At 73.6% G+C, this 18,541-nt stretch carries 20 protein-coding genes and 1 tRNA gene; 7 read left to right on the top strand and 14 right to left on the bottom strand.

Going from position 1 to position 18,541, the window contains the following annotated elements:
• Positions 1-136: 136 nt before the first annotated feature.
• Genes K1J57_RS09845 through K1J57_RS09830 form a run of 4 tightly spaced genes read right to left on the bottom strand, consistent with a single transcriptional unit; the run spans position 137 to position 2,405 of the window.
• On the bottom strand, positions 137-943 hold the full coding sequence (locus tag K1J57_RS09845; protein ID WP_220564129.1) for an MBL fold metallo-hydrolase: 807 nt from the start codon (positions 941-943) through the stop codon (positions 137-139).
• Between the two features lie 6 nt (positions 944-949).
• Positions 950-1,753, bottom strand: a complete 804-nt coding sequence (locus K1J57_RS09840) for an NUDIX domain-containing protein (protein ID WP_220564128.1) — start codon at positions 1,751-1,753, stop codon at positions 950-952.
• A 14-nt stretch (positions 1,754-1,767) separates the two neighbouring features.
• Positions 1,768-2,229: a RidA family protein gene (locus K1J57_RS09835; protein WP_220564127.1), complete on the bottom strand. Its 462-nt coding sequence runs from the start codon at positions 2,227-2,229 to the stop codon at positions 1,768-1,770.
• A gap of 2 nt (positions 2,230-2,231) precedes the next feature.
• Positions 2,232-2,405: a DUF4177 domain-containing protein gene (locus K1J57_RS09830; RefSeq protein ID WP_013156298.1), complete on the bottom strand. Its 174-nt coding sequence runs from the start codon at positions 2,403-2,405 to the stop codon at positions 2,232-2,234.
• Between the two features lie 114 nt (positions 2,406-2,519).
• Here K1J57_RS09830 and K1J57_RS09825 point away from each other — a divergent pair, with 114 nt between their 5' ends.
• Together K1J57_RS09825 and K1J57_RS09820 are read left to right on the top strand one after the other, a co-directional pair.
• Positions 2,520-3,557 carry an ArsA-related P-loop ATPase gene (locus K1J57_RS09825; RefSeq protein ID WP_220564126.1) on the top strand — a complete coding sequence of 346 codons (1,038 nt, stop codon included), beginning with the start codon at positions 2,520-2,522 and terminating at the stop codon, positions 3,555-3,557.
• Positions 3,554-4,684, top strand: coding sequence for an ArsA family ATPase (locus K1J57_RS09820; RefSeq protein ID WP_220564125.1), 1,131 nt, complete (start codon positions 3,554-3,556; stop codon positions 4,682-4,684). The genes K1J57_RS09825 and K1J57_RS09820 overlap by 4 nt, the downstream gene beginning before the upstream one ends.
• A gap of 258 nt (positions 4,685-4,942) precedes the next feature.
• On the opposite strand, the gene K1J57_RS09815 is transcribed toward K1J57_RS09820, so the two are convergent.
• Positions 4,943-5,302 carry a WhiB family transcriptional regulator gene (locus K1J57_RS09815; protein WP_220564124.1) on the bottom strand — a complete coding sequence of 120 codons (360 nt, stop codon included), beginning with the start codon at positions 5,300-5,302 and terminating at the stop codon, positions 4,943-4,945.
• A 431-nt stretch (positions 5,303-5,733) separates the two neighbouring features.
• Here K1J57_RS09815 and K1J57_RS09810 point away from each other — a divergent pair, with 431 nt between their 5' ends.
• Positions 5,734-8,118, top strand: a complete 2,385-nt coding sequence (locus K1J57_RS09810; protein ID WP_220564123.1) for a penicillin-binding protein — start codon at positions 5,734-5,736, stop codon at positions 8,116-8,118.
• 72 nt (positions 8,119-8,190) lie between these two features.
• Here the strand turns inward: K1J57_RS09810 and K1J57_RS09805 are convergent, their stop codons facing one another.
• Positions 8,191-8,646 carry a GatB/YqeY domain-containing protein gene (locus tag K1J57_RS09805; RefSeq protein WP_220564122.1) on the bottom strand — a complete coding sequence of 152 codons (456 nt, stop codon included), beginning with the start codon at positions 8,644-8,646 and terminating at the stop codon, positions 8,191-8,193.
• A gap of 159 nt (positions 8,647-8,805) precedes the next feature.
• Here K1J57_RS09805 and K1J57_RS09800 point away from each other — a divergent pair, with 159 nt between their 5' ends.
• Positions 8,806-9,735, top strand: a complete 930-nt coding sequence (locus K1J57_RS09800; RefSeq protein ID WP_220564121.1) for a metallophosphoesterase — start codon at positions 8,806-8,808, stop codon at positions 9,733-9,735.
• Positions 9,736-9,809: 74 nt separating this feature from the next.
• Positions 9,810-9,883: transfer RNA gene (locus tag K1J57_RS09795), tRNA-Pro, on the top strand.
• Positions 9,884-9,966: 83 nt separating this feature from the next.
• On the opposite strand, the gene K1J57_RS09790 is transcribed toward K1J57_RS09795, so the two are convergent.
• Positions 9,967-10,173, bottom strand: a complete 207-nt coding sequence (locus K1J57_RS09790; RefSeq protein ID WP_220564120.1) for a hypothetical protein — start codon at positions 10,171-10,173, stop codon at positions 9,967-9,969.
• Positions 10,174-10,473: 300 nt separating this feature from the next.
• Here K1J57_RS09790 and K1J57_RS09785 point away from each other — a divergent pair, with 300 nt between their 5' ends.
• The gene (locus tag K1J57_RS09785; RefSeq protein ID WP_220564119.1) at positions 10,474-10,953 is read left to right on the top strand and encodes a hypothetical protein; all 480 of its coding nucleotides are present in this window, start codon (positions 10,474-10,476) and stop codon (positions 10,951-10,953) included.
• Positions 10,954-11,057: 104 nt separating this feature from the next.
• Here K1J57_RS09785 and K1J57_RS09780 read toward each other — a convergent pair whose 3' ends face one another.
• The 3 genes from K1J57_RS09780 to K1J57_RS09770 are packed head-to-tail and all read right to left on the bottom strand — an operon-like array spanning position 11,058 to position 13,841.
• A complete protein-coding gene (locus tag K1J57_RS09780) occupies positions 11,058-12,272 on the bottom strand; it encodes an amidohydrolase (protein WP_220564118.1) in 1,215 nt (404 codons plus the stop codon).
• Positions 12,269-13,024: a hypothetical protein gene (locus tag K1J57_RS09775; RefSeq protein WP_220564117.1), complete on the bottom strand. Its 756-nt coding sequence runs from the start codon at positions 13,022-13,024 to the stop codon at positions 12,269-12,271. Before K1J57_RS09775 ends, K1J57_RS09780 begins: the two co-directional genes overlap by 4 nt.
• A 28-nt stretch (positions 13,025-13,052) precedes the next feature.
• The gene (locus tag K1J57_RS09770; protein WP_220564116.1) at positions 13,053-13,841 is read right to left on the bottom strand and encodes a DUF5058 family protein; all 789 of its coding nucleotides are present in this window, start codon (positions 13,839-13,841) and stop codon (positions 13,053-13,055) included.
• Between the two features lie 241 nt (positions 13,842-14,082).
• Here K1J57_RS09770 and K1J57_RS09765 point away from each other — a divergent pair, with 241 nt between their 5' ends.
• Positions 14,083-15,528, top strand: a complete 1,446-nt coding sequence (locus K1J57_RS09765) for an amidase family protein (protein WP_220564115.1) — start codon at positions 14,083-14,085, stop codon at positions 15,526-15,528.
• Between the two features lie 77 nt (positions 15,529-15,605).
• On the opposite strand, the gene K1J57_RS09760 is transcribed toward K1J57_RS09765, so the two are convergent.
• The 4 genes from K1J57_RS09760 to K1J57_RS09745 form a co-directional block, all read right to left on the bottom strand.
• Positions 15,606-16,562 carry an Lrp/AsnC family transcriptional regulator gene (locus K1J57_RS09760; protein ID WP_220564114.1) on the bottom strand — a complete coding sequence of 319 codons (957 nt, stop codon included), beginning with the start codon at positions 16,560-16,562 and terminating at the stop codon, positions 15,606-15,608.
• A gap of 1 nt (position 16,563) precedes the next feature.
• A complete protein-coding gene (locus K1J57_RS09755) occupies positions 16,564-16,911 on the bottom strand; it encodes a ribosomal protein L7/L12 (RefSeq protein ID WP_220564113.1) in 348 nt (115 codons plus the stop codon).
• An 86-nt stretch (positions 16,912-16,997) separates the two neighbouring features.
• Positions 16,998-17,729, bottom strand: coding sequence for an ABC transporter permease (locus K1J57_RS09750; protein WP_220564112.1), 732 nt, complete (start codon positions 17,727-17,729; stop codon positions 16,998-17,000).
• Positions 17,729-18,523, bottom strand: coding sequence for an ABC transporter ATP-binding protein (locus K1J57_RS09745; RefSeq protein ID WP_220564111.1), 795 nt, complete (start codon positions 18,521-18,523; stop codon positions 17,729-17,731). The genes K1J57_RS09750 and K1J57_RS09745 overlap by 1 nt, the downstream gene beginning before the upstream one ends.
• Positions 18,524-18,541 lie beyond the last annotated feature (18 nt).

Here is an 18,541-nt window from a genome sequence, read left to right as displayed (position 1 = left end):
CGGTGCGAGGGGGCGGCACGGGAAGCCCGGCCGAGGGGTCCGGTGGGGAGCGCGGCGGAAGGCCGCGCCGAAGGCGCGGCACGGCGGGGCGCGAAGCGCCCGGGAGGGCGCGCGGCCGGGGCCGGGCGGAGCCCGGTCAGACCTCGACGCCGTCGGGGAGGCCGCCGTTGAGGGACAGGTAGCGCAGCTGGGCGCGGACCGACGACATCGCCGCGAAGCGGATCTGCTCGGTGATGTCCGGGTAGACCCGGTCGACGATCTCCTCCACCCGCACGGCGCCCGAGTTCACGGCGTCCAGCACCTGGGCGAGCCGGGACTCGCGGTGGTCGATGTAGGAGTCCAGCACCGCGGCCGGGGTGGTGAGGATCGGCCCGTGGCCGGGCAGCAGGGTGCGCACCTGGTTCTCGCGGACCAGGTCGCGCAGCCGGTACAGCGACTCCATGTAGGGGCCCAGGCCGTCGTCGCCGTCGATGACGGTGGTGCCGTGCCCCAGGACCGTGTCGCCGGTGAGGATCGCCCCGTCCGCCTCCAGGTACAGGCAGACGGAGTCGTCGGTGTGCCCGGGGGTGGCCAGCACCCGCAGGCGCAGCCCGTCGGCCTCCAGCAGTTCGCCGTCGGCCAGCCCGCGGCCGCCCACCCGCATCTCGGGGTCGACCGCGTGCACGGGGGCGCCGGTCAGCTCGGAGAAGTAGCGCGCGCCCTCCGAATGGTCGGGGTGCCGGTGGGTGAGGACCGCCATGAGCACCTGGGCGCCCTGTTCCTGCACCGTGCGCGCGACCCGCTCCAGGTGCCGCTCGTCGTGCGGGCCCGGGTCGACCACCACGACCCCGCGGGAGCCGGGTTCGCGCAGGATCCAGGTGTTGGTCCCCTCCAGGGTCATCGGACCGGGGTTGGGGCACAGGACACAGCCGGCGCGCAACGTGCCGGAACCGTCGATCCTCATCGCACCTCACTCACTGGGAAGGGGGTAGTCGATCCCGTCGGGGACGAAGACACGGAGCCGACCGTCGACCACGCGCACTTCGGGCTCAATGGGGACGATATCCCGTTTCGCGCGCTTCACCCCGTCCAGGGTGCCGCACTCGGCCACCTGTCCGCAGGTGACCAGGGTCGGCGGGAGCATCGGCATCCGCCCCTGCTCCCACTCCCCCGCCACCAGCGCCGGGTCGATCCACCGGGTCAGGTCGGCCTCGCCGCCGACGTCCCGGGAGACCTGACCGCGCGGCAGCTCCGCGGCGAAGAACCACGTGTCGAAGCGGCGCTTCTCCGCCGCCGGGGTGATCCACCGCGACCAGGCGTGCAGCCACTCCGAGCGCAACACCAGGCCGCGGCGGGACAGCACCTCGGTGAAGGAGCGGGAGCGGTCGATCAGCCCCAGCCGGTCCCGCTCCCACTCCGGCGACGTCGTGTCCAGGACGAGGTCGTCGCTCCCGAGCTCCCCGGCCAGGAGCACCCCGGTCTCCTCGAAGGTCTCGCGGACCGCGGCGCAGACCAGGGCCCTGGCGCGCGGGACGTCGACGCCGAGCACGTCCGCCCACTCCTGCGGCGACGGTCCGGTCCAGGGCAGGTCTCCGGCCTCGTCGCGCACGTCCACCCCGCCTCCGGGGAAGACGTAGGCGCCGGGCGCGAACCCCATGGAGCGGACCCTGCGCATGAGCAGGACCTCCATGCCCGCGCCCGCCGGGCGCAGCAGCACCACCGTGGCCGCCGGACGGGGCACCACGGCCCCGCTCCGGCCCGAACCGCTCGACATCGGCTCCCCCTCGCTCAGACGACCTCGACGATCATGTCAACCTCGACCGGCGAGTCCAGCGGCAGGGCCGCGACACCGACCGCCGCCCGGGCGTGCACGCCCGCGTCGCCGAACACCGCGGCGAGCAGGTCGCTGGCCCCGTTGATCACCCCGGGGTGCCCGGTGAAGTCCGGGGCGCTGGCCACGAACCCGCCCACCTTGACGATGCGCACGACGTCGGACAGCTCCCCGATCTCGGCGCGCACGGCCGCGATCGCGTTGAGCGCGCACACCGCCGCCAGCTCCTTGGCGGTCTCCGGGGAGACCTCGGCGCCGACCTTGCCGGTGGCGGGCAGCCGGCCCTCCACGAACGGCAGCTGGCCCGACACGTACACGTGGGAGCCGCTGCGGACCGCCGGGACGTAGGAGGCGACCGGGGCCGCCACCTCCGGCAGGGTCAGACCGAGCTCGGCGATCCGGGCTTCGGGGGTGGCCATCTCTAGAGTTCCCGCTTCATGTAGGCGACGTACTGCTGGTTGCGCGGGTCGGTGCCCTCGGGCAGCGGCGCGGGGACGACGGAGACCAGCTCCCAGCCGTCGGCACCCCAGTTGTCGAGGATCTGCTTGGTGGCGTGCGACAGCAGCGCCACCGTCTGGTACTCCCACTTGCTCAAGGTGACTACCCCCTGTGCGGTGCGCCCGGCGGGTCCGGGCACGTCGACGCCGCCACATTACTCACCCGGGCGGCCCACCGCGTGCGGCGAGGACGCCCGCATAGACTCCGTGGAGTGAGCGAGCGAGAGGACCGAGGCCGGTACCCCGACCCCGCACGGGCGTGCGCGGGCGCCCGGCTGCACATCGTCACCGGCAAGGGGGGCACCGGCAAGACGACGGTCGCGGCGGCGCTGGCCCGGGCCCTGGCGGCCGACGGCGGGCGGGTGCTGCTGGTGGAGGTCGAGGGGCGGCAGGGCATCGCCTCGCTGTTCGGGATCCCGCCGCTGCCGTACGAGGAGCGCGAGATCGAGGCGGTGCCCGGCGGCGGCCGGGTGTTCGCGCTGGCCGCGGACGCCGAGTCGGCGCTCATGGAGTACCTGGAGCTGTTCTACGGCATGCGCCGGGCCGGACAGGCCCTCACCAGGCTGGGCGCCGTCGACTTCGCCACCACCATCGCCCCGGGCCTGCGGGACGTGCTGCTCACCGGCAAGGCCACCGAGGCGGTGCGCCGCCGGGAGGGCGGCCGGCGGCGCGCGGAGGGGCCCTTCCACTACGACGCGGTGGTCATGGACGCCCCGCCCACCGGGCGCATCGGCCGGTTCCTCAACGTCAACTCCGAGGTGGCCGGGCTGGCCCGGATGGGCCCGATCCGCAACCACGCCGACAAGGTGATGGAGGTGATCCGCTCCGGCCGGACGCGGGTGCACTTCGTGTCGCTGCTGGAGGAGATGCCCGCCCAGGAGACCCGGGACGGCATCGCCGAGGTCGCAGCGCTCGGCCTGGACGTGGGCATGGTCGTGGTGAACATGGTGCGCCCGCCGCTGCTGCCGCAGGACCTCCTGGCCGCCGCGGCCGCCGGGGAGGTCGACCCGGAGGAGCTGGCCGCCGGGCTCAAGGCCGCCGGACTGGACGATCCCGGCGAGCTGGCGGAGTCGCTGGCCGGCGAGGTGGGCGCCCACGCCCGGCGGGTGCTGCTGGAGCAGCGGGTGCGCGGGGAGCTGGCGGACGCCGGAGCGCCGCTGCTGGAACTGCCCCTGCTGGAGGGCGGGGCGGACCGGGCGGCGCTGGACGGGCTGGCCCGCCGCATGGCCGGACAGGGGGTGCGCCGGTGAGCGCCGGACGCCTGGACGTGGACGCTCTGCTGGACGACCCGGCGACCCGGATCGTGGTGTGCTGCGGGGCGGGCGGGGTCGGCAAGACCACGACCGCCGCCGCCCTGGGGTTGCGGGCCGCCGAGCGCGGCAGGCACGCCGTGGTGATCACCGTGGACCCGGCCCGGCGGCTGGCCCAGTCGATGGGGCTGGAGACGCTGGACAACACCCCGAGCCCGGTTCCGCTGCCGGAGGGGACCCCCGGGAGCATGCACGCGATGATGCTCGACATGAAGCGGACCTTCGACGAGGTCGTCGAGGAGCACGCCGACCCCGAGCGGGCCCGCCAGATCCTGGCCAACCCCTTCTACCGGACCCTCTCCACGAGCTTCTCCGGCACGCAGGAGTACATGGCGATGGAGAAGCTGGGGCAGCTGCGCCAGTCCGGGGAGTGGGACCTCATCGTGGTGGACACCCCGCCCAGCCGGTCCGCGCTGGACTTCCTGGACGCGCCGAAACGACTCGGGAGGTTCCTGGACGGTCGGCTGGTGAAGTTCCTGAGCGCGCCCGCGCCCAGCGGGGCGTTCAGGCTGCTGGGCGCCGGCATGGGGCTGGTCACCTCGGTGCTGGGCAAGGTCCTGGGGGCGCAGCTGCTGAACGACCTGCGGGCGTTCGTGGCGGCGTTCGACACGGTGTTCGGCGGGTTCCAGGAGCGCGCGGAGCGCACCTACCGGCTGTTGCAGGCGCCGGGGACGGCGTTCGTGGTGGTGGCGGCGCCAGAGCCGGACGCGCTGCGCGAGGCGTCGTACTTCATGCGGCGGCTGGCCACCGACGCGATGCCGCTGGCGGGGCTGGTGGTCAACCGGACGCACCCGTTGCCGGAGGGGGCGGGCGCGCGGCTGGACGCGGAGGCGGCAACGGCGGCCGCGGAGTCCCTGGAGGCGGCGGGGACGCACCCGGGGGCGTCGGCGGCGCTGCGGCTGCACGCTGAGCTGGTGCGCACCCACCGGCGGGAGCGGGGGCTGCGGGAGCGGACCGCGGCCGACCACCCGGGGGTGCCGGTGGCGGAGGTGCCGGCCCTGCCGGAGGACGTGCACGACCTGGACGGGCTGCGCGGGATCGGGGAGGCCCTGGCCCGCGGCGCGTGACGGCCGGGGGGGGAGGCTCCGGGGGCCGGGGGCCGGGGACCGGGGAATGACGGCGGTCCCGATGGTCGGTGCCCGCTTCGAGTGCCCTCCCGGGCCGTGGGGGGTTCGCGAGGCGCCTGGTCAGGGCTCCGGGAGTCCCGCGGGAGCCGGTGCTCGGGGAGGGCCCGTGGCCGCGGCCTTCCGCTGAGGGCGGTGGCGGGCGACGGGCGGACCGAAGAAGGGCGAGGATTCGGAGAACACGGCCCGAACGGCCGGCGGTCAGGAGCGGTCGGCGTCGGTGGCCGCGGCCACCGCGGCGTCGGCGAAGCGGACCAGGTCGCGGACGAGGTCCTCCTCGCCCTCGCGCTCACCCTCCCGGCAGGCCACCTCCTCCAGAACCGGGGCCCAGTCGGTGACCTGCGGGTGCTTGCGCAGCAGCGCCCGGCGCTCGCGCTCGGTCATCCCTCCCCACACCCCGAACTCCACCCGGTTGTCCAGCGCGTCCACCAGGCATTCGGTGCGCACGGGACAGTCCCGGCAGATGAGTTTGGCGCGGTTCTGGGCCGCGCCCTGGACGAACAGTGCGTCGGGGTCGACCCGGCGGCAGCGTGCCCGGGTCGTCCACTGGTGAATCCACATGTGCGCTGCACCCCCGTGGGTGGGCCGTGACCGCGGGGAGCCCGGGTATCCGTGTGCTCCGAGCGGGTGCCGGGAACGGGTAGGCTCCGGCTGACGAGTGGGACGGACGAAGGCCCGCCCCGCTGTGCAGAAAGTTACGGACTTCGGGGCCGTCGCGACAGAACCCACTCGACCCACATTCCATCTCACCGAATATGGCCCGCTCGGGCCATTGCGCGACCGGTGCGAGCCCTTCCGGCCGCGACGACCCGGAACCCCTGTACGGCCGAACCGAAGGGCACAGGGGCTGCGATAGCACGTGAAAAGATGGTCTGGGGGCAGGGCCCGCGCGGTGCCGTGGGCGTTTCGGTACGTCCGAGCACCATCCGTTCCACAGCGCACCTCTTCGCGCTCATGTGGTCACTTAGTCTGATGGGGTGGGTCAGGGGACATTGCTTCAGAGAATCAGCCAACTTGTCGTCGTCAGCGCGATCGCGGGCCTTCTGGTCGCCGCGCTGGCGCTGCCCGCCGTCGGCGGTGTGGGCATCACCGCCCGCAACATCGCCGCCGGGTTCCTCGACATGCCGAGCAACCTGGAGACGCCGCCTCCCCCGCAGCGCTCCACCATCTATGACGCCGAGGGCGGTGTCATCGCCGAGATCTTCGATCAGAACCGGGAGCTCGTCCCCCTCGAGGACGTGTCCCCGGTCATGATCGACGCCATCCTCGCCATCGAGGACGCCCGCTTCTACGAGCACGGCGGCCTGGACGTCGCGGGCACGCTGCGCGCCGCCGTGCGCACCCTGGGCGGCAACACCCAGGGCGCCTCGTCGATCACCCAGCAGTACGTCAAGAACGTCCAGATCGAGGCCGCCACCTCCCAGGAGGAGCTGGACGCCGCCCGCGAGGAGTCGATCGCCCGCAAGATCCGGGAGCTGCGGTACGCCGTGGCGCTGGAGAAGCGGATGACCAAGGACGAGATCCTCGAGGGCTACCTCAACATCGCCTACTTCAGCGACGGCGCCTACGGCGTCGAGTCGGCGGCCCAGCACTACTTCAACATCCCCGCCAGCGAGCTGGAGCTGCACCAGGCGGCGACCATCGCCGGCCTGGTCCGCTACCCCTACCTCTACAACCCCCGGTTCTTCCCCGAGCAGACCGTCGAGCGCCGCAACGTCGTCCTCGACCGCATGGTCGCCTCCGGAGCCATCACCGAGGCCGAGGCCGAGGAGGCCAAGAAGGAGCCTCTGGAGGTGGACCTGGACACCCCGCCCAACGGGTGCGTCCCCAGCGACGAGCCGTTCTTCTGCGACTACGTGGTCCAGGAGATCGAGAAGGACGAGCGGTTCGGCCCCAACGAGACCGAGCGGGCGCGCTGGCTGCGCACCGCGGGCCTGGAGATCCACACCACGCTGCGGCCGCAGGTCCAGGAGGCCTCGCAGACCGCCGTCGACGAGTGGGTGCCGCGCGAGAACGAGTCCCGCAAGGTGTCCGCCCAGGTGATCATCGAACCGGGCAGCGGCCAGATCCTCGGCATGGCGCAGGGCCGCAACTACGGCCCCGACGAGAGCAAGCTCGGCGAGACCTCCATCAACTTCGCCACCGACTCCGACCGGGGCGGCAGCACCGGCTTCCAGGCCGGGTCGACGTTCAAGGCGATCACCCTGGCCGCGGCGCTGGAGGAGGGCCTGCCGTTCAGCACCGCGTTCAACTCGCCGACCAGCGTGTCCGTGTCCGGGCAGCGCAGCTGCAACGGCGGGACCCTGGCCACGTGGACGCCGAGCAACGCCGGTGACACGGCCGCGGGCACCACGCACAACATGGTGTCGGGCACCAAGGCGTCGTCCAACACCTACTTCGCGCAGCTCCAGGCCAGGGTCGGCATCTGCGACGTCATGAAGATGGCCGAGAAGCTGGGCCTGCAACGGGCCGACGGCACCCTGTTCACCGAGAACGAGAACTCGCTGGCCAACAGCAGCTTCACGCTGGGCAGCGAGGAGGTGTCCCCGCTGCGGGTCGCCAACGCCTACGCGACGTTCGCCTCGGGCGGCATGTACTGCGAGCCGCAGGCCATCACCATGATCGAGGACAAGCAGGCCGGCTCCACGATCGAGATCGAGCCGGAGTGCGAGCGGGTCCTGGAGGAGGAGGTCGCCGACGGCGTCGCCTACCTGCTGTCGCAGACCTTCAACGGCGGCACCGCCAGCTCCCTGGGCATCGGGCGGCCGGCGGCCGGCAAGACCGGCACCACGGACGGCTCCGCGGCGGCCTGGTTCGCCGGGTTCACGCCGCAGATGGCGTCCGCGGTGTTCGTCGCCGACCCGCGCGGCCCCCAGCAGTACCCGCTGCGCAACGTCACCATCGGCGACCGCTACTTCTCGGTGGTCTACGGGGCGACGATCTCGGGGCGGATCTGGCAGGAGAGCTTCCGGGCGGCCCACGAGGGCCTGGAGGTCGAGCAGCTGCCCTCGGCACCGGGCAGGTTCGGCTCCACGTCGGTGCCCAGGGCGCCCTCCGAGCCCGACGACGACCCCAGTCCGGCGTCCGACGACGGCGGTGTGCCCGACGTGGTCGGGCTGACCGAGGCGGACGCGGTGGCGGCCCTGGAGGAGGCCGGGTACACGGCGAACGTGTCCGGAACCCGCCTGAACTCCCCTGAGCCGGAGGGCGCGGTGGCCGCGGTCAACCCCGACCCCGGCACACGCCTGCCGGAGGGGGCCACGGTCAACGTGTTCCTGAGCCGGGGCGGCGGGACCGCGGGCGCGGGCACCGGCGAGGACGACGACGGCTGGTTCCGGGTCCGGCCGGCGCACACGCCGACCACCACCCGCGACTAGCGGGACGTACGGCGAGGGGGCCGCGGCGCACGCCGCGGCCCCCTCGGGCGTTCCGGGGACCCCTGCCGGGGGTCAGCCGGCCAGGCGCCGCTTGACCTCGGCCGCCACCCGCGAGCCCTCGGCCCGCCCGGCGATCCTGGGGTTGAGGACCTTCATGACCTTGCCCATGTCCCTGGGGGTCTGCGCGCCGGCCTCCTCGACGGCGGCGGCGACCAGATCGGACAGCTCCTCGTCGGTGAGCTGCTTGGGCAGGTAGTCCGAGATGACCTCGCTCTCCGCCCGCTCGGCCTCGGCCTGCTCGGGGCGGCCGCCCTTCTCGAACGCCTCGGCGGCCTCGCGGCGCTTCTTGGCCTCGCGGGTCAGCAGCTTGACGACCTCGTCGTCACCCAGGGCGCGCTGGCTGGAGCCGGCGGCCTCCTCGGTGGAGATCGCGGCCAGGACCATGCGGAGGGTGCCGGTGCGCACCTTGTCACGCGCCTTGATGGCGGTGGTCAGGTCGTTCTTCAGGCGGTCTTTGAGTTCGGACATGGGCCGATCCTACGGCGGTCCCCCGTCGGCCCACCAACGTTTTGTGCCCGGACGGCGTGAGACCATCGTCGTGGGTGCCGGAACGTCGTTCCGCGGCCTCTCCGTCCCGGACGACGCACCCGCCGCCCCTCATCCGAGCCCGACGAGGAAGAAGGCCGCATGGGCATCGACAAGCGACGACTCCTGCGCAACACCGGCCGGGCGGTCGCGGTCACGGGAGCCCTCGGGGTCGCCGGGCTGACCTACGCCTCGGTCATCGAGCGCAACTGGTTCCGGCTGCGCCGTTACGAGCTGCCCCTGCTGCCCCCGGGCAGCCCGCGCCTGCGCGTCCTGCACCTGTCCGACGCGCACCTGACGCCGGGCCGCAGGATGCTCATCGACTGGATCCGCGGCCTGGAGCGCTACGAGCCCGACCTGGTGGTCAACACCGGGGACTCGCTGGCGCACCCGGACGCGGTGGAGCCGTTCATCGAAGCCCTGGGACCGCTGCTGGACCGGCCGGGCGCGTTCGTGTACGGGTCCAACGACCTGTTCTCCCCCCAGCTGAAGAACCCGGCCCGCTACCTGTGGCGGACCAGCAAGACCGACTACAACAAGCGCCGGGTGCCGGACCTGCCCTGGCGCGAGCTGGGCGCGGCGATGTCCGCGTCGGGCTGGCTGGACCTGAACAACCGCAAGGGTGCCCTCAAGGCGGGCGGCCTGGAGGTGGCGCTGGGCGGCGTGCACGACTCGCACATCAAGCTGGACCGCTACGACGACATCGCCGGCCCGGCCGACCCGACTGCGGACCTGCGGCTGGGCGTGCTGCACTCGCCCGAGCCCGCCAACCTGGACCGGTTCGCGGCCGACGGCTACCAGCTGATGCTGGCCGGACACACCCACGGCGGCCAGCTGTGCCTGCCGTTCTACGGGACGCTGGTCACCAACTGCGGCATCGACCGGCGGCGGGCGTGGGGGCTGCACGAGTACGCGGGGGCGTGGCTGCACGTCTCGGGCGGGCTGGGCACGTCGCCGTACGCGCCGGTGCGGTTCTGCTGCCGCCCGGAGGCGTCGCTGCTGGACCTCGTGGCGGGCCCGGAAGGGGCCTGAGGAGGCCTGGGCCACAGTCCCGTAATCGATTACCCGAGCACTCCCGACGTCCGCTAGACTTGGGCTCGTTGCTTCGGGGTGTAGCGCAGCTTGGCAGCGCGCTTCGTTCGGGACGAAGAGGTCGTGGGTTCAAATCCCGCCACCCCGACAGAGCGAGAGGCCGGTCCTTCGGGACCGGCCTCTCTGCGTTCGCGGGGTCCGCGTGCCCGGCGCCCAGGGGGCTCCGGGACCTCAGGCGGTCTCGGGGGTGTCCCCCATCGCCTCGAAGAGCTGGTTGCGCTGGAAGGTGCCGATCTGTTCGTCGTCGCTGACGGCCGACGCTTCCAAATCGTGGCCGCTCCACGTCGGGGTCAAGCCGTGCACGAGCACCTCGACGCCCTCGTGCTCCGGCTCTCCGGGGGCGGATCGGTCACCGGCGGTGCTGGTCGGGTCTGCCATGACGCTTCCCTTCCGTGCTCCGGAACGAAGGGGGGTGGAGCACGTTCGGTTCACGGTAACACCGGCGTGCGGGGCGGAGCCGATCCGTTCGAGGCGGTTCCGGGCACGATGTGGCGGGACCGGTCGGCGCGGTGGTCGGAGGTGCTGCGTCGGCACGGACTCCCGGTGCGCCCGGGTGGACGGCCCCCCGGAGCGGGGGTGCCCGTACCACCGGAGGACCGGCGTCCCGCCACCCCTGACCGGGGCCGCGCGGTGGCCCAGACTCGTTCCACCGACGACGGAACGTTTCAGGGAGCCGGCATGGACACGACGACACAGGGCGTTGCGCGCACCTTTGGACCGGAGACGCTGCCTCCGGCGCTGCGGGCAGCCTGCCTCCTGTGGCTGGTCGCGATCGGCGCCGGGGTGGTGGAATCGGTCATCGGGGCCTCGGGCGTGATCGCCGCGGAGGGGTTCGGGCCCGGCTTGGCCGCGAACATCGCGCTGCGCACGGTGGTCTACGGGGGTGCGGCGCTGCTGGTGCTCCACCTGTACCGGGGCCGCGGGTGGGCCCGGATCGCGCTCGCCGTGCTGCTCGGCTGCATCGGCCTAGCGACCCTGGTGGTGCCGCTGGTCGGCTGGTTCGCCGACGGCGGCGACGCCGGGGCGGCACTGGCCGCGGCCGATGCGGCCGACCTGGCCTACTACACGGTGCGCGGGCTCCACATCGCCGCGGTGCCGGCGGCGATGGTGGCGATGTTCCTCCCGTCGAGCGGCGCCCACCTGCGCCGACGCCCCTAGCGGAGGGCCGGCGCCGCTGGAACTCCTGAGAGCTGGTGGGTTCCACCCCGGCGGAGTGAGAGGCCGGTCCTTCGGGACCGGCCTCTCGGCGTTCGCGGGGTCCGTCAGGGTTTGGTGCCGAGGTAGGCGAGGATGCCGGCGACGGCGGCGCGGGTGCCGGTGGTGAGGGTGGGCTCCATGAGCGGGCCGAAGAACGGGGAGTGGTTGACCGGGGGCTCGCCCGCGTCGGGGTCGAAGCCGCCGAACATCCAGTAGACCGCGGGCACGCCGATGGAGTCGGCCAGGTGCCCGAAGTCCTCGCTGCCCATCACCGGTTCGCCGACGGACACGTTGTCCTCGCCGAGCTCGGCGCGCAGCGCCGCCTCGACGCGGGCGGCGGCGCCGGGGTCGTTGTAGCAGCGCGGGAAGGTGTAGATCTCCTCCACCAGCGGCTCGGGGGCGTTGGAGGCGGCGGCCTCGGCGGCGATGATCCGGCGGACCGCGGCGAGCACCTGCTCGCGCACGTCCTCCTCGAAGGAGCGGATGTTGAGGGTGAGCACCGCCCGGTCCGGGATGATGTTCTCCTTCAGTCCCGCGTGGAAGGTGCCGGAGGTGATGACCGCCGGGGAGCGCGGGTCCAGCTCGCGGGACACGATGGTCTGGAGGCGGGCGATCACGTGCGCGCCGAGCACGATGGGGTCGATCGAGGACTGCGGCTGCGAACCGTGGGACTGCCTGCCGTACAGGGTCACGCGCAGCGCGTCGGCCATGGCCATCGCGGTGCCGTGGGAGATGGTGACGCTTCCGGCGCGCGAGGGCATGACGTGCTGGCCCAGGACGACCTCGGGGCGCGGGGCGCGGTCCCACAGGCCGTCGTCGACCATGGCCCGGGCGCCCGCGGCCGTCTCCTCCCCCGGCTGGAACACGAGCACCAGGGTCCCGGACCACTCGCCGGCGCGGCCGAGCAGTTCGCGGGCGGCGGTGAGCAGGGACGTGACGTGGGTGTCGTGCCCGCAGCCGTGCATGACGGGCACCTCGGTGCCGTCCTCCAGGGTGCCGGTGGCGGTGCTGGCGTACTCCAGTCCGGTGTCCTCGGCGATGGGCAGCCCGTCGGTGTCGGCGCGGAACGCGACGACGGGCCCCTCGCCGTTGCGGACGACGCCCACCACCCCGGTGCCGCCGCAGCGGAAGTTCTCGATGCCGAGGTCGTCGAGCTCGGCCGCGATGAAGTCGGCGGTGGCGTGCTCCTGCATGGACAGCTCGGGGTGGGTGTGCAGGTGCCGGTAGATCCGGTGCATGCGCTCGGGGTCGGTGACGGCGGGGGCGGTCTCGGCGGTCATCGGCGGCCTTCCTCTGGGGTCGGGGCGGGTTCGGGGGCGTTGTCGGCGGCGGTCCCGTGCACGATACGGCGGTCGCGCAGGAACCAGGCCAGGACCATCGTCACCGCCACGCACAGGGCGGTGGAGAACAGGGCCAGCCCCGGTGCGAGGGGGAGCAGGGCGAACTGTACGGCCAGCGCCGCGGCCACGGCGATGGCGGTGGTGCGGTACCGGCGCATGGTGACGATGCACTGCACCAGCACCCCGCCCATGACGGCGGGCAGGATGTACAGCCGGGCGACCTCGATCAGCCCGGCGGGCAGCACGGAGATCAGCCAGGTGCCCAGCAGCCCGACGCCGACCAGCAGTGAGGTCAGGTGCACGGTGGCCGCCCCGCAGATGGCCATCACCGCGGTCAGGTCGCCGCGCCGGGTGCCCGGCCGGGCGTCGACGCTGGCCTGGGCGACGACCGCGGCGGGCAGCAGCTTGTTGGAGATGTTGCCGATCATGAACGCCTGGTACATGGCCGCCGGGCCCAGGATGGGGTAGTAGGTCAGCGGTTCCAGCACCCAGAACACGCCGAAGGTGGCGGCGACGGCGAGGAACGCGACCCAGATCCGGGCGGCGTCCAGTCCCAGGTCGGCGAAGAACGCCAGGTAGAGGGGCCCGGCCAGGGAGAGTGCCAGCCCGGCGACCATGGTCGCCCGCCCCCACCGTGAGGTGGTGTTCTCGAACGCCGCCATGGCGGTGGCGCCGGTGTCGTCCGCGGTCATGTCGTCTTCTCCACTCGCTTGCGGGGGTTCACGCCGTGTGGGCCAGGTAGGCGACGGCCAGGGCCGTGATGACGGCGAACCCGAGCGCCCATTCCTTGAGCCAGGCCGCCTTGAGGGCGCGGGCCAGGACGAGGCATCCGGCCATCACGGCGGCGGAGGTGAGCGCGGTGGCCGCGTGGATCCCGGACTTGGGCAGTTCGGTGACGGTCAGCATGGCGAAGGCGCCGAGCAGTGCGGCGGCGGGGACGACCGCCATGACGGCCGGGTTCACCGCGTCCAGCTTCTTGCCGCCGCGCTTGAGCAGGGGGGTCAGGACCAGGGTGGCGAGCATCCACATGCCGCCGGACAGGCTCATGGCCACGAAGGCCAGGGCGAAGACGGAGGGGGTGTAGCCGTCGCCGCCCAGGGTGGCGCCGACCGTGCCCGCGGCGACGCCGGCCGAGGCGACCTCGGTGCTCGCCGAGCCGATCAGTCCGATGCGGACGAGGACGGCGGGCGCGCCGAAGAGGGCGAGCAGGGCGACGGCCACCAGGACGACGGCGAGCGAGGGGCCGATGGAGGCCACGGCCCCGGCGCGGTAGGCGTTCCGGAGCTCGTCCCGGCTCATGCCGACGTCGGGTCCGGCGACCCGGGCGGCCCGCATGTAGATGAAGGTCTGGACGAAGATGACGGCGAAGACGCCGAGCGCGCACAGCCACAGGACCGGGGTCCCGGACACCGCCGCGATGCCGTCCGCCGCCGCGGCGGCGGGCGCCGGGACGGTTTCGGCCGCGGAGGTGAGCGCGGTGGCGGCGACCGTGGGGACAGGGGGTGCCATACCTGAGGACGCTCCTTCCCGAGGTGGGCGGGGTGCGTTCTGCGCCCCGATTGCGCCAACCCTCGGGCAGTGGTCTCCGGAGTGGCAAGGGATGCGGGAAATCGCCACGGACGTGGCCGTTTCCCGCAAAGTGCGACACATCACCCCGCACCGTTCCGGCGCGCGCCGCCACCGCGGAAACTGGGCGCGTCGAGTCCGGGGCCGCTGACGGCCCGGAGCGGTGGAGGAATTCGGAGGACCCATGGACGGGATTGAGCGGATGTCGGCGGCGGAGCTGGTCGGTGCGATCCGCCGGCGCGAGGTCTCCGCGCGGGAGGCCGTCACCGCGCACCTGGAGCGGATCGCGGAGGTGGACCCGGCCGTCAACGCCGTGGTCACCGTGGACCCGGAGCGGGCCCTGGAGGCGGCCGACGCGGCCGACCGGCTCACCGTCTCGGGGGCGGACCTGCCGCCCCTGCACGGCCTGCCGATGACCCACAAGGACACGCACGCGGTGGCGGGGATGCGCAGTACCAACGGCTCCCCGGTGCTGGCGGACCACGTGCCGGAGGAGGACGACCTGCTCGTCTCCCGGCTGCGCGGGGCGGGGGTCATCGCCACCGGCAAGAGCAACGTTCCGGAGTTCGGCGCCGGGTCGCACACGTTCAACGAGGTCTTCGGCACCACCACCAACCCGTACGACCCCTCGCGCAGCGCGGGCGGCTCCTCGGGCGGGGTGGCCGCGGCGATCGCCGCCGGGATCCAGCCGCTGGGGGAGGGCTCGGACATGGGCGGGTCTCTGCGCATCCCGGCGTCCTTCTGCAACGTGGTCGGTTTCCGCCCCTCCTACGGGGTGGTCCCGGCGCCCGCCGCCGACAACGACCACGCGTGGCTGGCCCGCACCGGGCCGATGGCCCGCGAGGTGTCCGACATCGCCCTGTTCATGTCCGCGGTCGCCGGCCCGTCGGAGCGGGTGCTGCCCCCGGCGCCGCTGACCGGGGCCGATTTCGCGGGCCCGCTGGTCGGCGACCTGCGCGGGGTGCGGATCGGGTGGAGCCCGGACCTGGGGATGGGCGTGCCGGTGGAGCCGGAGGTCCTGGCGGTGCTGACCGAGCGGCTGCGCGTGTTCGAGGACGCGGGGGCGGTGGTGGAGGAGGCCGCCCCGGACCTCGCCGGAGCCGACGAGGTGTTCCACACCACCCGGGCCCTGGACTTCGCCTCCGCGCTGGGCCCGCTGGTCCGCGCCCACCGCGACCTGGTCAAGCCGGAGGTGGTCTGGAACGTGGAGGCGGGGTGGGGGCTGAGCGCGCAGCGGATCATCGACGCGGCCGCGGCGCGGACCCGGCTGGCCGCCGCGGTCCGGCGGTTCTACCAGCGCTACGACCTCTTCCTCTCCCCTGCGGCGCAGGTGCTGCCGTTCGACGCGCGGCTGCGGTACCCGGAGCGGATCAACGGCGTGGAGTCCACGACCTACCTGGACTGGATGCGGTCGGCCTGCCTGCTGTCCGCGACCGGCCTGCCGGTGCTGGCGATGCCGGCCGGGTTCACTCCGGGCGGGCTCCCGGTGGGCTTCCAGATGGCGGTGGACCACTACCGGGACGTGGAGCTGCTCCGCTACGCCAAGGCGTTCGAGGACCGGACGCGGTGCGTGGACCGCAGGCCGGACATCGGCGCAGGCCAGCGGCTGCGGCCGGTGGCGACCGCGTAGCGGGCCGCGGGGGCCCGTCCGGATCCCGGCCCGTCCGGGTGGCGCGCCGGGCGGGCCGCGGGGGACGGGCGGCCGGGTCAGCCCGCGGACAGCATCCGGCCGCCGCGTTTGCGGGCGTGCAGCAGCAGGGTGGTCTCCACTGCGTCGACCTGCTCGGCCCAGGGCGTGTCGGTGACGAACCGGTAGAGCGCCGCGGTGTCGGGCACCGTCACGTTGGCCACGATCTGGTGGTCCCCGGCCAGCGCGGCGGCGTAGCGCACCTCCCGCGCCCCGGCCAGCTCCCGGCCGATGCCGTCCACCCGGTGGGGCGCGGAGCGGATCCACAGCATGGCCTCCACCGGCAGCCCGACCAGCGCGGGCTCCACGAGGGCGCGCAGGTGGATGTGGCCGCGGCGCAGCAGCCAGTCGGTGCGGCGGCTCGCCGTGCTCTCGGAGACGCCGGTGCGCCGGGCGATCTCCTCGAACCCGGCCCGCCCGTTCTCCGCCAGCACCCCGGCGATCTGGAGGTCCTGCGCGGTGAGCTCGCCCTGGTCCGGGAATCCGCCGCGGTCCGCGGAGTACTCGCGGGCCAGGGCGTCGGACTGGGCGGTCGTCAACGGCCCGAAGCGCCAGCCGCGGATGGTGCGGAAGTACCGCAGCACCGGGTAGCTCACCGCGGCCCGCAGGCCCACGGTGGCCGGGATCTCCGTGCCGAGCACCTGCGGGAGCCGCTCCGCGTCGAACATCAGCTCGGCGACGCAGTCGGTGCCGCCGGTGGTCATGTAGGCGAAGGTGCAGTCGGCGCGCTGGGCCAGGGACTCGGTGGTCATGCGCGCGGTGCCGGGCGCGCAGCGGACCCGCAGCAGGGTGGACGCCGATTGGGGGAGTATCCCGGCGACGGTGACGTCCCCGGAGGCCAGCAGCTGGTTGCCGCGCCGGGCGACGGTGCGCTCGGGCTCGGCGAGCACGGTGGCGATCCGGCGCCAGGAGGCGCGGCCGTCGATCTGCAGCGCGGCGGCGATGCGCTGCTCCAGCCCGTCCAGCCTGCGGTTCATCTCATCGGCCGAGGCTGTCGATGAACCGCGCGGCCTCGGTCTCGGTCATGCCGGTCTCGCGGGAGACCAGGACGACGGCATCGGCGACGCGGTCCTGTCCGAGCAGTTCGCGGACCCGGTCGGCGAGGCTGCGGCCGGGTGTCGGCTCGACAGGGACGCGGCGCCCCTCCTCCAGCGCCTCCACCGTGTACTTGGCGTCGGCCAGTCCCATGCCGGTGCGCTCGCGCACGAGCTTGATGGCCTCGATCTTGCGCCGGTCGCGGACGAGGACGAGCACCCGGTCCACGGTGTCCCGGTCCAGCGGCCGGGTCGGCGCCGGGGGCCGGCGCAGGCCGTCGAAGAAGCCCATGTTCCGTTTCGCCCTTCTTGGTGCGGGGGTGGGGGAAGCGTTCCGTTCCGCCGCAGTGTAGCCCCGCCACCAGGGACGCCCTGCTCCTAGGGTGTCCGGCGGCGCAGGGTGGCCGCCCCCAGGAGCAGCGCCAGCACGGCGGAGCCCAGGACGATCCCGGTGTCCACGAGCAGGTCTCCGGTCACCTCGGGCCGCTCCACCGCCTCGGTGATGGCGTCCACCGCGTAGGACAGGGGCATCACCGCGGAGACCAGGTACAGGGCGTCGGCCATGTCCTCGCGCGGGGCGAACAGCCCGCACAGCAGGACCTGCGGCATGACGAACGCCGGCATGAACTGCACCACCTGGAACTCGCTGTGGGCGAACGCGCTGGCGAACAGCCCCAGCGCGATCCCCAGCAGCGCGTCGGCCAGGGAGATCGCGCCGAGCGTCCACAGCGACCCCTCGGTCTCCATGCCCAGCCACAGCGCCACCGCGATCACCACGGCCACCTGGGCGACGGCGACCAGGCCGAACGCCAGGGCGTACCCGAGGAGCAGGTCGAACCGGCCCACCGGCAGGGTCATGAGCCGTTCCAGGGTGCCGCTGCGGCGCTCGCGCAGGGTCGCGATCGAAGTGATCAGGAACAGCACGACGAACGGGAAGATCGCCACCAGCTGCGGGGCCAGCCGGGCGAAGAACGCCTCGTCGTCGAAGACGAAGCGCAGCAGCACCAGCAGCAGCGACGGGACGAGCAGCAGCAGGGCGACCGTGCGCGGGTCGTGGCGGAGCTGGCGCAGGATGCGCAGCGCGGTGGCTCCGGTGAGGGCGGGGCGCATCAGCCCTCACCCCCGCCGGGGGTGCCGGGCGCCGGGTTCCCGCGGGTCCCGGGCGCCGGGCGCTCGTGGCGGCCGTGCCCCGGTTCGGGTTCGCGGACGATCCGGAGGAAGGCCTGTTCCAGGTCCTGCACACCGGTGCGCGCACGCAGCCGCGCGGGTGTCTCCTCGGTGACCAGGCGGCCCTCGCGCATCAGCACGAGCCGATCGCAGCGCCCGGCCTCCTCCATCACGTGGCTGGAGACCAGCAGGGTGGTGCCGCGGTCGCGGAGTCCGTGGAAGAGCGACCACAGCTCTTCGCGCAGCACCGGGTCCAGTCCCACGGTCGGCTCGTCCAGGACCAGCAGCCGCGGCCTCCCCAGCAGGGCGACCCCCAGGCTGACGCGGGCGTGCTGGCCGCCGGACAGGTCGCCCGCCGGGCGGCGGGCCAGGTCGGCGAGCCCGACCTCCGCCATGACCCGGTCCGGATCGGTCCGGGGCGCCCGCAGGACGGAGGCGAAGTAGGAGAGGTTCTCCCGGACGGTGAGGTCGGCGTAGACCGAGGGCGTCTGGGCCGCGTAGCCGATCAGGGTGCGCAGCGGGGCCGCTCCGGCCGGGTGGCCGAGCACCGTGACGGTGCCGGCGGAGATCCGCTGCACGCCGGCGATCGCGCGCATGAGCGTGGTCTTGCCGCTGCCGCTGGGTCCGAGCAGGCCGACCACCTCGCCCGCCGGAACGCTCAGGTCGAGTCCGGTGAGCACGTCCTGTCCGCCGCGGCGGACGGTCAGCCCGGCCACCTTGACCGCATCGGTGTCCATGTTCGGACGGTAGGCCGC

Source organism: Nocardiopsis sp. MT53 (assembly GCF_019598965.1).
In the GTDB taxonomy this organism is placed as follows: domain Bacteria; phylum Actinomycetota; class Actinomycetes; order Streptosporangiales; family Streptosporangiaceae; genus Nocardiopsis; species Nocardiopsis changdeensis.
Note: the sequence above shows the minus strand (reverse complement) of the source record. Positions and strands in the feature narration are given on the sequence as shown.